General features: G+C 70.9%; 15 protein-coding genes and 1 tRNA gene. 10 read left to right on the top strand and 6 right to left on the bottom strand.

Annotated elements, in window-relative coordinates; genetic code table 11:
• Positions 1 to 49: 49 nt before the first annotated feature.
• Positions 50 to 1285 carry a serine/threonine-protein kinase gene (locus ACFY1T_RS09905; protein ID WP_390787737.1) on the bottom strand — a complete coding sequence of 412 codons (1236 nt, stop codon included), beginning with the start codon at positions 1283 to 1285 and terminating at the stop codon, positions 50 to 52.
• A gap of 52 nt (positions 1286 to 1337) precedes the next feature.
• Positions 1338 to 1886 (bottom strand): transcriptional regulator, encoded by a 549-nt coding sequence (locus ACFY1T_RS09900; protein ID WP_030857694.1) that lies wholly within the window; start codon positions 1884 to 1886, stop codon positions 1338 to 1340.
• A 164-nt stretch (positions 1887 to 2050) separates the two neighbouring features.
• Between ACFY1T_RS09900 and ACFY1T_RS09895 the strand changes: the two genes are divergently transcribed.
• Positions 2051 to 2123 (top strand) — tRNA-Ala (locus tag ACFY1T_RS09895).
• Positions 2124 to 2205: 82 nt separating this feature from the next.
• Here ACFY1T_RS09895 and ACFY1T_RS09890 read toward each other — a convergent pair.
• Positions 2206 to 2730, bottom strand: a complete 525-nt coding sequence (locus ACFY1T_RS09890; RefSeq protein ID WP_390787736.1) for a GNAT family N-acetyltransferase — start codon at positions 2728 to 2730, stop codon at positions 2206 to 2208.
• Between the two features lie 150 nt (positions 2731 to 2880).
• Between ACFY1T_RS09890 and ACFY1T_RS09885 the strand changes: the two genes are divergently transcribed.
• Complete coding sequence (locus tag ACFY1T_RS09885; protein ID WP_051804999.1) at positions 2881 to 3303, top strand: LysM peptidoglycan-binding domain-containing protein; 423 nt, start codon at positions 2881 to 2883, stop codon at positions 3301 to 3303.
• Positions 3304 to 3463: 160 nt separating this feature from the next.
• Here ACFY1T_RS09885 and ACFY1T_RS09880 read toward each other — a convergent pair whose 3' ends face one another.
• The gene (locus ACFY1T_RS09880; RefSeq protein ID WP_390787735.1) at positions 3464 to 4147 is read right to left on the bottom strand and encodes a DUF5324 family protein; all 684 of its coding nucleotides are present in this window, start codon (positions 4145 to 4147) and stop codon (positions 3464 to 3466) included.
• 175 nt (positions 4148 to 4322) lie between these two features.
• Here ACFY1T_RS09880 and ACFY1T_RS09875 point away from each other — a divergent pair, with 175 nt between their 5' ends.
• Together ACFY1T_RS09875 and ACFY1T_RS09870 are read left to right on the top strand one after the other, a co-directional pair.
• Positions 4323 to 4850 carry a peptidylprolyl isomerase gene (locus ACFY1T_RS09875; RefSeq protein ID WP_389010246.1) on the top strand — a complete coding sequence of 176 codons (528 nt, stop codon included), beginning with the start codon at positions 4323 to 4325 and terminating at the stop codon, positions 4848 to 4850.
• A 128-nt stretch (positions 4851 to 4978) separates the two neighbouring features.
• Positions 4979 to 5854, top strand: coding sequence for a rhomboid family intramembrane serine protease (locus ACFY1T_RS09870; RefSeq protein WP_390787734.1), 876 nt, complete (start codon positions 4979 to 4981; stop codon positions 5852 to 5854).
• Between the two features lie 141 nt (positions 5855 to 5995).
• Here the strand turns inward: ACFY1T_RS09870 and crgA are convergent, their stop codons facing one another.
• Positions 5996 to 6250: a cell division protein CrgA gene (gene crgA, locus ACFY1T_RS09865; RefSeq protein WP_030857683.1), complete on the bottom strand. Its 255-nt coding sequence runs from the start codon at positions 6248 to 6250 to the stop codon at positions 5996 to 5998.
• 91 nt (positions 6251 to 6341) lie between these two features.
• Here crgA and ACFY1T_RS09860 point away from each other — a divergent pair, with 91 nt between their 5' ends.
• The 6 genes from ACFY1T_RS09860 to ACFY1T_RS09835 all read left to right on the top strand — a co-directional run bounded on the left by ACFY1T_RS09860 (position 6342) and on the right by ACFY1T_RS09835 (position 10312).
• Positions 6342 to 7130, top strand: a complete 789-nt coding sequence (locus ACFY1T_RS09860) for a DUF881 domain-containing protein (RefSeq protein ID WP_390787733.1) — start codon at positions 6342 to 6344, stop codon at positions 7128 to 7130.
• On the top strand, positions 7087 to 7872 hold the full coding sequence (locus ACFY1T_RS09855) for a class E sortase (RefSeq protein ID WP_390787732.1): 786 nt from the start codon (positions 7087 to 7089) through the stop codon (positions 7870 to 7872). Before ACFY1T_RS09860 ends, ACFY1T_RS09855 begins: the two co-directional genes overlap by 44 nt.
• A gap of 89 nt (positions 7873 to 7961) precedes the next feature.
• Positions 7962 to 8138 (top strand): hypothetical protein, encoded by a 177-nt coding sequence (locus ACFY1T_RS09850; protein WP_030857677.1) that lies wholly within the window; start codon positions 7962 to 7964, stop codon positions 8136 to 8138.
• Positions 8135 to 8773: an aminodeoxychorismate/anthranilate synthase component II gene (locus ACFY1T_RS09845; RefSeq protein WP_053687828.1), complete on the top strand. Its 639-nt coding sequence runs from the start codon at positions 8135 to 8137 to the stop codon at positions 8771 to 8773. Before ACFY1T_RS09850 ends, ACFY1T_RS09845 begins: the two co-directional genes overlap by 4 nt.
• Complete coding sequence (locus ACFY1T_RS09840; RefSeq protein ID WP_390787731.1) at positions 8770 to 9582, top strand: class E sortase; 813 nt, start codon at positions 8770 to 8772, stop codon at positions 9580 to 9582. The genes ACFY1T_RS09845 and ACFY1T_RS09840 overlap by 4 nt, the downstream gene beginning before the upstream one ends.
• A 13-nt stretch (positions 9583 to 9595) precedes the next feature.
• Positions 9596 to 10312, top strand: coding sequence for a class E sortase (locus tag ACFY1T_RS09835; RefSeq protein ID WP_390787730.1), 717 nt, complete (start codon positions 9596 to 9598; stop codon positions 10310 to 10312).
• 142 nt (positions 10313 to 10454) lie between these two features.
• Here ACFY1T_RS09835 and pknB read toward each other — a convergent pair whose 3' ends face one another.
• Positions 10455 to 12494, bottom strand: coding sequence for a Stk1 family PASTA domain-containing Ser/Thr kinase (pknB, locus tag ACFY1T_RS09830; RefSeq protein ID WP_390787729.1), 2040 nt, complete (start codon positions 12492 to 12494; stop codon positions 10455 to 10457).
• Between the last annotated feature and the right edge of the window lie 99 nt (positions 12495 to 12593).

Genomic DNA, 12593 nt, shown 5'->3' with positions numbered 1-12593 from the left:
CGCGCGGCGCGCGGTGCGCGGACACGGCGTACGGCCCGGGGGTGCCGCTCTAGAGCCGGGTCAGGGCCCAGACGCCCACCGCGAAGCACAGCAGCGCGGCGCCGAGGAGCCCGGCGGTGACCCTCGCCGACGGCGGGGCGATGCCGCCGGTCCGTACGGGCGCCGGGAGGGGCGCGGCGGCGGCCTCGTGGTCGGGCGCGGTGGCGGTGGCTCCGGTCGCGCCGGGCGCTGCGGAACGCTCCGGCGGCGGGAGGTGGAAGCTGCCCGTCTCCGAGGGCCCGAACGCCCCGGCCGGCGGCGGCCCGAAGCCCCCGGGCGCGGCCGGTACGGAGGCCGGCGCTGCCTCGCGGGCCTGCACCGGGACCGCCGCCGCGGTGGGCGACTCGGGGGTCACCGCGGCCGTGCTCTGCGGCCCCCGGGGGCCGAAACCGGGCGGGAGCGGGCCGAGTTGGTCGAAGACCTCCACCGGATCCTCGTCCGGCACGGGCGGAGAAAGCAGCTCCACGGCCTCGGCAAGGGCCTTGCGGGCCCCTGTGGCGGTCTTGAACCGGTTCCGGGGCTCCGGCTGGAGGAGGTTCGCGATGACGTCCCAGAGCGGTGCCGGAACGCCCTCGGGGGCGGCGGGGGTGCCGTGGGCGAAGAAGTGCTCGGCCAGGGCCCGGGAATCGGGCTTGCTGCCCCGCAGGAGGTAGAGGGCGACCAGCCCGACGGCGAAGAGGTCGGCGGGGAAGTCGGGTTCGGAGCCGAGCAGTTGTTCCGGGGCGAAGTAGCCGGGCGTGCCCACCACGTGGTCGGTCTCGGTGAGGCGCGGCTCGCCCTTGCGCATCGAGATGCCGAAGTCGGACAGCCGCAGGTGCGGCCGTCCGCGTCCGGTGGCCTCCATCAGGATGTTGGCCGGCTTGATGTCGCGGTGGACGACGCCTTCCGCGTGCACCGCCGCCAGACCCGACAGGAGCTGGTCGAGCAGCGTGCACACGAAGCGCGGCGGCAGCGGGCCGTAGTCCCCGATCACGTGGGCGAGGGAGCCCCCGGCGACGAGGTCCATCGTGAACAGGACCTTGTCGTCGTCCGCCGCCCAGCTGGCCGGGGCCAGCACGTGCGGGTGGTCGATGCGCAGGGCCTGCTCCCGGACGAACCGGAGCAGGGTGTGGGCGTCGCTCTGCCGGAGGACCTTCGCGGCGACGTACCGGCGGCGCCGGTGGTCCCAGGCCCGCCAGACGGCGCCCGCGCCACCGCGCCCGATCGGATCGATCAGTTCGTACCGACCGGCGAAGATCTCACCCATCGCTGCGCCCGTCCCCCGTCCCGTGCGTGCGTCCCGTGCGCGTGGTGTCGCGTCAGTTCTGGTGGGACTCGTAATGGGCGACCGCGTCGGCGGTGCGGCCCGCGCCGTAGACCCGGAGGAACTCTGCCAGTTCGGGATGGCTGGGGGCGAGGGAGTCGGCCGCGTCGATGATGTCGCCGGCCGCGGAGACCGAGCGCAGCAGCGACTGGATCTCGCGGACGACGCGCTTGACGGTGGGCGCGCCCGAACCGGTGGTGGTCTGGCCGCTGTTGCTGAGGACGGAGCCTCCCTGGGTCTTCTTGATCTCGTCCATCCGGTCGGTGGCCTCGGCCGCGCTGACGCTTCCGTCCGCCACCTGGCCCGCGAGGTCCTGGAGGGCCTGTACGCGCTGCACAACGGCCGGGTTCCCGATCTTGGCTCGCTGGCCGCTCATCAGCTGGGACAGCATGGGCGCCGACAGTCCGAGGACCGCAGCGAGGCGGGCCTGGTTCAAGCCGAGGTCATCTATGAGCCGGCGGAAGAGAGCGCCCAGGGGCTCCCCGTACCAGCTCCGCTGAAGCTCTCTGGCTCTGGCCGTGGCCTCTTGCTGAACAGCGTCCACTCTTACTACTCCCCTACTTCGCTCGTGCGAACCTCGCGAGCATCTTACGGAGAGTGGTCGCGCGGCGGGAGCCCCCATAATTTTGCGAGATGCGGGGGTACACCCGGTACTCTGTTCTGCGGAACGGCCACACCTTCACGGGAGGCGGTCGCGTCCATCTTTTCGGGGCTTTAGCTCAGTTGGTAGAGCGCTGCCTTTGCAAGGCAGATGTCAGGAGTTCGAATCTCCTAAGCTCCACAGCATCAGAGGCCATCTGACCAGCGGAAACGCAGGTCGGATGGCCTCTTTGCGTGGTGCGGTGCGCCCCGTGGCGGCCCGGCTAGAGGTCGATCCAGTAGCGGCGCTTGGGGCCTATGAGGGTGTCGCGGACGTCTTCCAGGACGCCGCCGCCCCGCTCGATCGTGCGCACGGAGCCCGTGTTGCCGGGGTCGCACGTCAGGAGTACCCGGTCCATGCCCAGGAGCCGGGCCTCGTACAGGACCGAGCCGAGCGCCCATCCGGCCAGTCCGCGCCGTCGCGCCGAGGGCCGGATGCCGTATCCGATGTGGCCGCCGGCGTCGAGGAGGAAGCCGTTCAGGTAGTGGCGCAGGTCGATGGCGCCCAGATAGGTGTCCCCCTCGGCGATCCACCAGTACGTGGCGTGCACGCGGCCCTGCTCGACGGGGCGGGTCCGGTCCCCGTACCCGCGCAGCCGCTCCGTCCAGGAGGCGAAGCCCGCGGGGCTGTCCACGTCGTCGTCGGAGCCGAGTCCGGCGCCGTCCATGTGGGCGTCGGGGCCCCATTCCCCACGGGCTTCGAGCCAGGAGGCGTGCAGTCGGGGGGAGGGGAAGACGAGCTCGGGCATCCGTCGACGGTAACAGCCGGGCGGACGGCGGGGCGGGCCGTGCCGGGGTCCCCCGGTTGGCCCTGTCACAGGGCCGGGCGGCCCCGGCTGTCCGACAGTGGGGGAAGGCACCGAGCCAGGGGGCGACACCACGCCGGAGGCGTACAGACCATGGGACTCTTCGACTTCCTCAAGTCCGACAAGAAGAAGCACGAGGCCGCGGAGAAGGCCGCGGCGGCCGCGTCCGCCGACTACGCGGCCAAGTACACCGAAGCCGTCTCGGCCACCAAGGCCGCCGCCGAGCGCATGGCCGCGGCGTCACGGCCGAAGCCGATGCCGCACACCCCGACGCCCACGTCCGCCGCGCACAAGGCGGTTCCGTCGGCTCCGGCGCCGAAGCCGATGCCGATGGCGATGCCGGCGGTCGAGAAGCGCACCTACACGGTCCGGTCCGGCGACTCGCTCTCCTCGATCGCCCGCCTGGAGCTGGGCAACGAGGCCCGCTGGCGCGAGCTCTACGCCATGAACCGGGGGGTCGTCGGCTCGAACCCCGAACTGCTCCACCCCGGCCAGGTGCTCACCCTCCCCAACTGACGGCGTGAGGACCTGACGGCCTGAGGACCTGACGGCCTGAGGACCTGACGGCCCGAGGACCTGACCTGAGGACCCGAGGGCAGGCAAGAGGGCCCGGATCCGCCGGATCCGGGCCCTCTTCCCGTCCGCGGTCGGGAACCGTCCCGCGGTCAGGGTCCGCTCACTCGTCCGTCGGGCCCGAGGAGGACTCGCGCTCCTTCGCCGCCAGCTCGTCGTCGAAGCTGGCCGGCTCGCGCTCGCGCGAGAGCTCGGTCGCGGCCGGCGGCTCGACGAGCCAGTCCGGGTTCGACTGCTGGTCCCACCACCGCCACGCCAGGTACGCGCCGCCGGCCAGTACGCCGACCACCGCGACGAACTTGAACGCCCGGCCGGCCCGGCACCGCCGCTCGTGGCGCTTCACCAGCCGCTGGACCTCCTTGGCCGACACCTGGCCGCGCAGCGCGGCGAGCGCCGCCGTCGACCGGGACGCGGCCTCCTCGGCCACCGGCTGGGCCGCGGCCAGGGCGCTCTCCAGCCTCGGCTGCGTGTACTCGGCCGCCTGCCGCGCCGCGCGGCGCGTGTGGTGCACGGCCATCGTCGCCGCCCGGTCCACGTTCGGGGGCACGTGCGTGCGGGCCGCTCTCATCCTCGGGTGCAGATGCTCGTCGTACGCCGTACGGGCCTGGCGGGCCGCCTCGGCGGTCGCGTACGAGACCTTCGGTGCCAGCCGCTCGTTCGCCTCGGCCGCGTAGTGCGCAGCGGCTTCCCTGGCGGCCGCTGCGTACGGCGCCACCGCTTCCGCTGCGTGCCTCGCCGATTCCCTGGCGCTTTCGGCGGCCAGGTGCACGCTGTCCTTGCGGGTCACAGGATCCTCCTCCTCGGTGGCGGACACAGTTCACCTTTCCACCCTTTGTCGGATCATGCCTGCCATACCGTCGGGCGGCATGCGTGACAGGGCATACGGGTGGAGGATTTCTGTGCCGCGCAGCGCTCCGTGGGAGGATCTGGAACCGACAGTGATGACTATGGAAGGCAGATCCGTGGCCGAGAAGCTCTACGCCACCCTGAAGACCAACCACGGCGACATCGAGATCGAGCTCTTGGCGAACTTCGCTCCGAAGACGGTCAAGAACTTCGTGGAGCTGGCCACGGGCGCCCGCGAATGGACCCGTCCCACCGACGGCCAGAAGACCACCGATCCGCTGTACGACGGCACCGTCTTCCACCGCGTCATCAGCGGCTTCATGATCCAGGGCGGAGACCCGCTCGGCAACGGCACCGGCGGCCCCGGCTACCAGTTCGCCGACGAGTTCCACCCCGACCTGGCCTTCACCAAGCCGTACCTGCTCGCCATGGCCAACGCCGGGCCGGGCACCAACGGGTCCCAGTTCTTCATCACCGTCGCGCCCACCGCCTGGCTGACCCGCAAGCACACCATCTTCGGCGAGGTCACCGACAAGGCCAGCCAGAAGATCGTGGACGACATCGCGGGCCTGAAGACGAACCCGCGCACCGAGCGCCCCCTCGACGACGTGATCATCCAGTCCGTCGTCGTCGAGAAGCGCTGACCGCCCCCGAGCCGCACCGGGAACCTTTCCGCCCCGCCCGTCCGTCCTGCTTGCGTGGGAACCGATGGGGCCACAGCCGGACGACCGGCGGGGTGCACCGCCTGCCCCGCCGCTGATCGAGGGGACCGATGGACACCGACCGTCTGCCGGGCTGCTACCGCCACCCGGACCGCGACACGGGGATCCGCTGCACGCGCTGCGAGCGCCCCATCTGCCCCGAGTGCATGATCAGCGCCTCGGTCGGCTTCCAGTGCCCCGAATGCGTCCGTGACGGCTCCGGCACGGGGCACGCCCCGGCCGCAAGCGTGCCGCGCACCATCGCGGGCGGGGTGGTCGCCGCCGATCCGCACCTCATCACCAAGATCCTCATCGGGATCAACGCCGCGGTGTTCCTGGTGGGTCTGCTGGCGCCGGCGGTCGTCGTGCAGCTGGAGCTGCTCGGGCGGTACGTCGAATACTTCGGCGGCCCCGTCGAAGGGGTCTCCACCGGCCAGTACTACCGGCTGCTGAGCTCGGTGTTCCTGCATGTGGAGTGGTGGCACATCGGGGGCAACATGCTGGCCCTGTGGGTGATCGGCGGCCCGCTGGAGGCGGCCCTGGGCCGGGTCCGCTACCTCGCCGTGTACGTGCTGTCGGGCCTGGGCGGAAGCGCCCTCGTCTATCTGCTGACGGCGCCGAACACCCCGACCCTCGGAGCTTCCGGCGCGATCTTCGGCCTGCTCGGCGCGACGGTCGTGCTGGTGCGCCGGCTGCGCTACGAGATGCGGCCGGTGATCACCATGGTCGTGCTCATGCTGGTGCTGACCTTCGTGCCCTTCGGCGGCAGCCTGTCCGTGTCCTGGCAGGCCCACATCGGCGGCCTGGTGACCGGCCTGCTGGTCGGTCTGGGCATGGTCGGACCGGCCGCCGGCAGGACGCGCACACTGATCCAGTGGGGTACCTGCGCGGCGGCGTTCCTGCTGGCAGCGGCGGTGGTACTGCTGCGTACGGCCGAACTCACCTGATCACACCGGCGTCAACACTCCACAGAGTTATCCACAGATCTTCTGTCTTTTCCTCAGGTGTGGATGACGCTGTGGATAACTCATGGGGAGAGCTTGCCGGAGCTGGTGCGCCTGTGCTTCCGGCGCCTGATCAGGGGCCGGTCACTTCCACTGCGTGGAGACGCCGAATCCCGCCGCGATGAAGCCGAATCCGACCACGATGTTCCAGTTGCCCAGCGCCTCGATCGGCAGCTGGGTCTCGGTCACGTAGAAGACGACGATCCACGCGAGACCGATCAGGAAGAACGCCAGCATGACCGGGGCGACCCAGCCGCGGCTCCCCAGCCTGATCTGCTGCGCCTGCTTCGCCGGCGGCGGCGTGTAGTCGTCCTTCTTGCGGATACGTGACTTCGGCACGAGGGGCTCTCCTGTCGATGCGCTGGGGACCTTGCCTGCCCCGGGCGTCCGTTAGCGTAGTGGACCTGTGGCGTTGAAGGAGAAGGGTACGTTGAGCAATTCCGACGACTCCTCCGCGGGTCCCCGTCGCCGGGCCAGACCGGTCCGGCTGCTGACGGCCGCCGTTTTCGCCCTGGCCGGTCTCATCTTCGTCACCAGTTTCAACACCTCCAAGGGTACGAACATCCGGACGGACGCGTCGCTCCTGAAGCTCTCGGACCTCATCCACGAGCGCAGCCAGAACAACGCACTGCTCGAACAGAGCACCGCGGCCGTCCGCGGCCGGGTGGACACCCTCGCCGACCGCGACGACGGCAGCACCAAGGCGGAGGACGCCAAGCTGGCCGCGCTGCGGGCCGCCTCGGGCACCGAGCCGCTGTCCGGCAAGGGGCTCACGGTCACCCTGAACGACGCCCCGCCGAACGCCACCGCCCGCATCCCGAACGTGCCCGAGCCGCAGCCCAACGACCTGGTGATCCACCAGCAGGACCTCCAGGCCGTCGTGAACGCCCTGTGGCAGGGCGGCGCCGAGGGCATCCAGGTCATGGACCAGCGGCTGATCTCCACCAGCGCGGTGCGCTGCGTCGGCAACACGCTGATCCTCCAGGGCCGCGTCTACTCGCCCCCGTACAAGGTGAGCGCGGTCGGCGACCCGGCGGCCCTGCGCAAGGCGCTGGCGGCCTCCCCGGCCCTGCAGAACTACCAGCTGTACGTGTCGGCGTACGGGCTGGGCTGGAAAGTGGACGAGCACAAGGAGCTGACACTCCCCGGCTACTCCGGCACAGTGGACCTCCACTATGCGAAGCCGCTGGACGCCGCCTCCGCGAGCAGTACGCCGTGACGCCGTACTGCGCCTGGTGGTGCGGACGTTCAGCGAGGTGTGCCTGACGGCGGGCACGCTGATCGTGCTGTTCGTGGCGTACGTACTGCTGTGGACCGGGGTCAAGGCCGACCGGGCCATGGACGGGGAGATGGCCCGGCTGCGCGACGGCTGGGCCGCGGCGCCGTCCGCCGCGCCCGCCGCCCCCGCCGATCCCGTCCCCGCCGCCCCGCCGCAGCCGGCGCCCGCCCCGCAGACCGGGCAGCCGGCGCAGGAGCGGCCGCCCGGGTACGAGTCCGGCCGGGCCTTCGCCGAGATGTACATCCCGCGCTTCGGCCCGGACTGGAACAAGCCGGTCCTGGAGGGCACCGCCGCCGAAGTGCTGAAGAAGGGCCTCGGCCACTACGAGGGCACCGCCCGCCTCGGCGGCACGGGGAACTTCTCGGTCGCCGGACACCGCAGGACGTACGGCGACCCCTTCAAGGACTTCCCCGAGCTGCGCCCCGGAGACGCCGTGATCCTCAAGGACGCGACGGCCTGGTACACGTACACCGTCCGCAGCGAACCGCTGCGCACCGTGCCCACCGACATCGGGGTGGTCGACCCGGTGCCGCGCCGGTCCCCCTTCACCGCGCCCGGGCGGTACCTGACGCTCACGACCTGCGATCCGGAGTGGGGCCACAGCCACCGGCTGGTCGTCTGGGCGGAGCTGACGCAGACCCGCACGGTCGCCCAGGGCCGGCCCGAGGGTTTGCCGAGCTGACCCACCCGGCCGGGCCGCTGCCTTTAGTCTGTTCGCGTACCGCCCCCGCGGTGCGGTGGTCGATCGTGGACGGATAGGAAACAGACGGCATGTACGGCTGGATCTGGCGGCATCTGCCGGGCAACGCGTGGGTTCGCGCGGTGATCTCTCTCGTACTGGTCCTCGGAGTGGTCTTCGTGCTCTTCCAGTACGTCTTCCCGTGGGCCGAGCCGCTCCTGCCGTTCAACGACGTAACGGTGGACGAGGGATCGGGAGCCACTCCGTGAGCGCGCGCATTCTGGTTGTCGACAACTACGACAGCTTTGTCTTCAACCTGGTCCAGTACCTGTACCAGCTCGGCGCCGAGTGCGAGGTGCTGCGCAACGACGAGGTCGAACTCGCCCACGCGCAGGACGGCTTCGACGGCGTGCTGCTGTCGCCCGGACCGGGTACGCCGGAGCAGGCGGGCGTCTGCGTCGACATGGTCCGCCACTGCGCCGACACCGGCGTCCCGGTCTTCGGCGTGTGCCTCGGCATGCAGTCCATGGCCGTCGCGTACGGCGGCGTCGTGGACCGGGCGCCCGAGCTGCTGCACGGGAAGACCTCGCCGGTGGTGCACGAGGGCCTCGGCGTCTTCGAGGGGCTGCCGTCGCCGTTCACCGCGACCCGCTACCACTCGCTCGCGGCCGAGCCGGCGACCCTGCCCGACGTGCTGGAGGTCACCGCGCGCACCGAGGACGGGATCATCATGGGGCTGCGGCACCGGGAGCACGACGTCGAGGGCGTGCAGTTCCACCCCGAGTCGGTGCTGACCGAGTGGGGCCACCGGATGCTCGCGAACTGGCTGGTGCGCTGCGGGGACGCGGGGGCCGTCGAGCGCTCGGTGGGGCTCGCCCCGGTGGTGGGCAAGGCCGTCGCGTGACCGCGGTCGCGCCGTCCGCGCCCACGGAGGGCCGGGCCGCGCGGCGCAGGGCAGCTCAGGAGGCCGCGCGGCGCACGCGCAGGCGCAGCGGGGGCCGTCGGCGCAGGCGGCCCGCGTCGGGCGGTCCGGTGATCGTGGCGAGCCGGCTCGCCGGCGAGCTGTTCATCACGCTGGGCCTGGTGATGCTGCTGTTCGTCGCCTACCAGCTCTGGTACACGAACGTACTGGCGGAGCGGACGGCGGACGGGGCGGCCGGTTCGCTGCGGCAGAACTGGGAACGCAGCCCGGGCGGGGCCGCCGCCCCGCAGGTCGCGGCGTTCGAACCCGGGGAGGGCTTCGCGATCCTCCACATCCCGAAGCTGGACGTGAAGGTTCCGGTGGCCGAGGGCGTCAGCAAGCCGAAGGTGCTCGACAAGGGCATGGTCGGGCACTACGCGGACGGCGCGCTGAAGTCGGCGATGCCGGCCGACAAGCAGGGCAATTTCGCCCTGGCGGGCCACCGCAACACCCATGGCGAACCGTTCCGCTTCATCAACCGGCTGGTGCCGGGGGACCCGGTCGTGGTCGAGACGCGGGACGCCTACTACACGTACGAGATCACCTCGTCGCTGGCGCAGACCCCGCCGACGAACGTCTCGGTGATCAAACCGGTGCCGGTGGGTTCGGGCTTCACCGCCCCGGGCCGGTACATCACGCTGACGACCTGCACCCCTGAGTTCACCAGCACCTACCGGATGATCGTATGGGGCAGGATGACCGACGAACGCCCCCGCAGCCAGGGTGCTCCGCCCGCGCTGGCCACCCCGTAAGGACGAACAAGCAGTGTCACGTGCCGCGTCGCCGCCCCAGAACCGCAGTGTGCTCGCCGGCTTCCTGAGCCTGCTGGGCGAGTTCCTGATCACCGTGGGCCTCGTCCTCGGCCTGTTCGTCGTGTACTCGCTGTGGTGGACGAACGTGCTCGCCGACCGGCATGCGCAGGCGCGCGGCGACGAGATCCGCCAGCAGTGGCAGACGGCCCCGGGGGCGAACGGGTCCGCGGCGCCGGGGGCGCTGGACACCATGGACGGCATCGGCTTCCTGCACGTACCGGCGATGAAGAACGGCGAGGTCCTGGTCAAGAAGGGCACGGCCCCGGACGTCCTCGACGACGGCGTGGCCGGGTACTACACGGACCCCGTGAAGGCGGCCCTGCCGTGGGAGGCGTCGGGGAACTTCTCGCTCGCCGCGCACCGGGACGGGCACGGCGCCAAGTTCCACAACATCGACAAGGTGAAGAACGGAGACGCGGTCGTCTTCGAGACGCGGGACACCTGGTACGTGTACAAGGTCTTCGCGGAGCTGCGCCAGACGTCGAAGTACAACGTGGACGTGATCTCGGCGGTCCCGAAGGAGTCGGGGCGGACGGCGCCGGGCCGCTTCATCACGCTGACGACCTGCACGCCGGTGTACACGTCGAAGTTCCGGTACGTCGTGTGGGGCGAGCTGGTGCGCACGGAGAAGGTGGACGCGCAGCGGACGCTCCCGGCCGAGCTGCGCTGACGCGTGGCCGGGACGAGCCGGGACGGCCGGGACGGCTGGGATGGCCGGGACGGCCGGGACGGCTGATACGGAAAAGCCCCCGTGAGCGGCTCTGAGGCCGCCCACAGGGGCTTTTCCGTGTCTCTGCGGGAAAGACTGCCGACTAGCGCCGTCCGCCGCCCGTCAGGCCGCCGAAGAGCGTCCCGCCGTCGTTGCCGCCGTTGTTGCCGCCGTTCTGCTGGCCGCCCAGCGTCTGGGCGTTGATGACCCGGCCCCCTTCGACGGGGGTGCCCGCCGGGGGATCGGTCTGCACGATGACCGCCTTGTCGTCCGTCGAGCCCGCGATGACCTGCAGGCTCAGGCCCCGGCTGGCGAGCTCCGCCTTGGCCTGGGCGACGGTCTTGCCGATCAGCTGCGGGACCTGGGTCTGCTGCGAGGCCTTGGCGATCTGGACGTTGACCGTCGTGCCCACCGCCAGCTGCTCGCCCGCCGGGTACTGCTGCTGGACGATCGTCTTCGGAGCGGCTCCCGGGGAGTCGATCTCCGTCTGGCTGCCGAGCTTGAGCTTGGCGTCGTTCAGCGCCTTGATCGCCTGCTCCCGGGTCTTCCCGAGGAGGTCCGGCATCTCGGACTTGGCCTGCTCCTTGGCGACCGTCAGCGTGACGGTGGAGCCCTTCTGGGCCTGGCCGCTCTTCGGGTCCTGGTCCAGGACGGTGCCCGCGGGCCGCTCGGACTCCTGGGTCTTCTTCTCGACGGCGAAGCCCTTGTCCTTGAGCGCCTTCTCGGCGTCCTCGAACTTCAGGTTGACGACGTTGGGCACCGGCAGGTTCGGGGCGCCCGAGGAGATCTTGACCTTGACCGTCGAACCCTTGTCGGCCTTGGTGTCGGGCTCCGGGTTCTGCGAGCAGATGTTGCCCTTGGGCTGGTTGTCGCAGGCCTCGTCGGCTTCCTTCTCGACCTTGAGTCCGACGTTGTCGCCGGTCCTCTGCGCCTGTTCGAGGGTCTGGCCGATGAGCTTGGGCACGTTGGGCCGGTTGTCGGCGTTGTTGCTGAAGAGTGAGCGGCCGATGAGGATCGCGCCGACCAGGACGAGGATGCCGGCCGTGACCAGCAGGATCGTCGAGGCCTTGCTCTTCTTCTGCTGACGGCGGCCGTGGCCGCCCTGGTCGTAGCCGCCCTGGCCCTGGTCCCCGTAGCCGTATCCGCCGTCGCCCGGGGGCATCGGCGGGAGCATGGAGGTCTGGCCGGAGTCGGCCGCGCGCAGGGCGGTGGTGGGCTGGTCGTAGCCCTGGTGTCCGTACCCGTGGCCCTGGTCGGGGTAGCCGTAGCCGGGCGCGCCCATGGCGGCCGCGGCCGCGACGGGCTGGCCGTCGAGGCAGGCCTCGATGTCGGCGCGCATCTCGTCGGCGGACTGGTAGCGGTAGTCGGGGTCCTTGACCAGCGCCTTCAACACGATCGCGTCCATCTCGGGCGTGATCTCGGGGTCGAAGTTCGACGGCGGCTGCGGTTCTTCCCGTACGTGCTGGTATGCGACGGCGACCGGCGAGTCACCGATGAACGGCGGCCGGACGCTGAGGAGTTCGTACAGCAGGCAGCCCGCGGAGTAGAGGTCGGAGCGCGCGTCGACCTGCTCGCCCTTGGCCTGCTCGGGGGAGAGGTACTGGGCGGTGCCGATGACGGCTGCGGTCTGCGTCATGGTCATGCCGGAGTCGCCCATGGCACGGGCGATGCCGAAGTCCATGACCTTGACCTGGCCGGTGCGGGTGAGCATCACGTTGGCCGGCTTGATGTCACGGTGCACGATGCCGGCGCGGTGCGAGTACTCGAGGGCCTGGAGGATGCCGATGGTCATTTCCAGGGTGCGCTCGGGCAGCAGCTTGCGCCCGGAGTGCAGGAGCTCGCGCAGGGTTGAGCCGTCGACGTACTCCATCACGATGTACGGGATGGAGATGTTGTCGACGTAGTCCTCGCCGGTGTCGTAGACCGCGACGATCGCCGGGTGGTTGAGCGACGCGGCCGACTGGGCCTCGCGACGGAACCGGGCCTGGAAGGACGGGTCGCGGGCGAGGTCGGCGCGCAGGGTCTTGACGGCGACGGTACGGCCGAGCCGGGTGTCGTGGGCGAGGTAGACCTCGGCCATGCCACCGCGGCCGAGCACGTGGCTCAGCTCGTACCGGCCGCCGAGGCGACGCGGCTCTTCCATAACGTTGCAGCCCTCTCCGTCAGTCCCGACCGCACCCGTGTGTGGTCCGGCGGTGTGCTGTTCGCGCAAAGGCTACCGGCCGATCGTCGGTGATCGGTT

Origin of the sequence: Streptomyces sp. NPDC001194, assembly GCF_042896985.1 — a bacterium.
Classification (GTDB): domain Bacteria; phylum Actinomycetota; class Actinomycetes; order Streptomycetales; family Streptomycetaceae; genus Streptomyces.
Note: the sequence above shows the minus strand (reverse complement) of the source record. Positions and strands in the feature narration are given on the sequence as shown.

What these genes read in the sequence shown, in the direction of transcription:
- ACFY1T_RS09905 (WP_390787737.1), bottom strand. Translation starts at nt 1,285, where the DNA reads ATGGGTGAGATCTTCGCCGGTCGGTACGAACTGATCGATCCGATCGGG.
- ACFY1T_RS09890 (WP_390787736.1), bottom strand. Translation starts at nt 2,730, where the DNA reads ATGCCCGAGCTCGTCTTCCCCTCCCCCCGACTGCACGCCTCCTGGCTC.
- ACFY1T_RS09885 (WP_051804999.1), top strand. Translation starts at nt 2,881, where the DNA reads ATGGGACTCTTCGACTTCCTCAAGTCCGACAAGAAGAAGCACGAGGCC.
- ACFY1T_RS09870 (WP_390787734.1), top strand. Translation starts at nt 4,979, where the DNA reads ATGGACACCGACCGTCTGCCGGGCTGCTACCGCCACCCGGACCGCGAC.
- ACFY1T_RS09855 (WP_390787732.1), top strand. Translation starts at nt 7,087, where the DNA reads ATGCGAAGCCGCTGGACGCCGCCTCCGCGAGCAGTACGCCGTGACGCC.
- ACFY1T_RS09850 (WP_030857677.1), top strand. Translation starts at nt 7,962, where the DNA reads ATGTACGGCTGGATCTGGCGGCATCTGCCGGGCAACGCGTGGGTTCGC.
- pknB (WP_390787729.1), bottom strand. Translation starts at nt 12,494, where the DNA reads ATGGAAGAGCCGCGTCGCCTCGGCGGCCGGTACGAGCTGAGCCACGTG.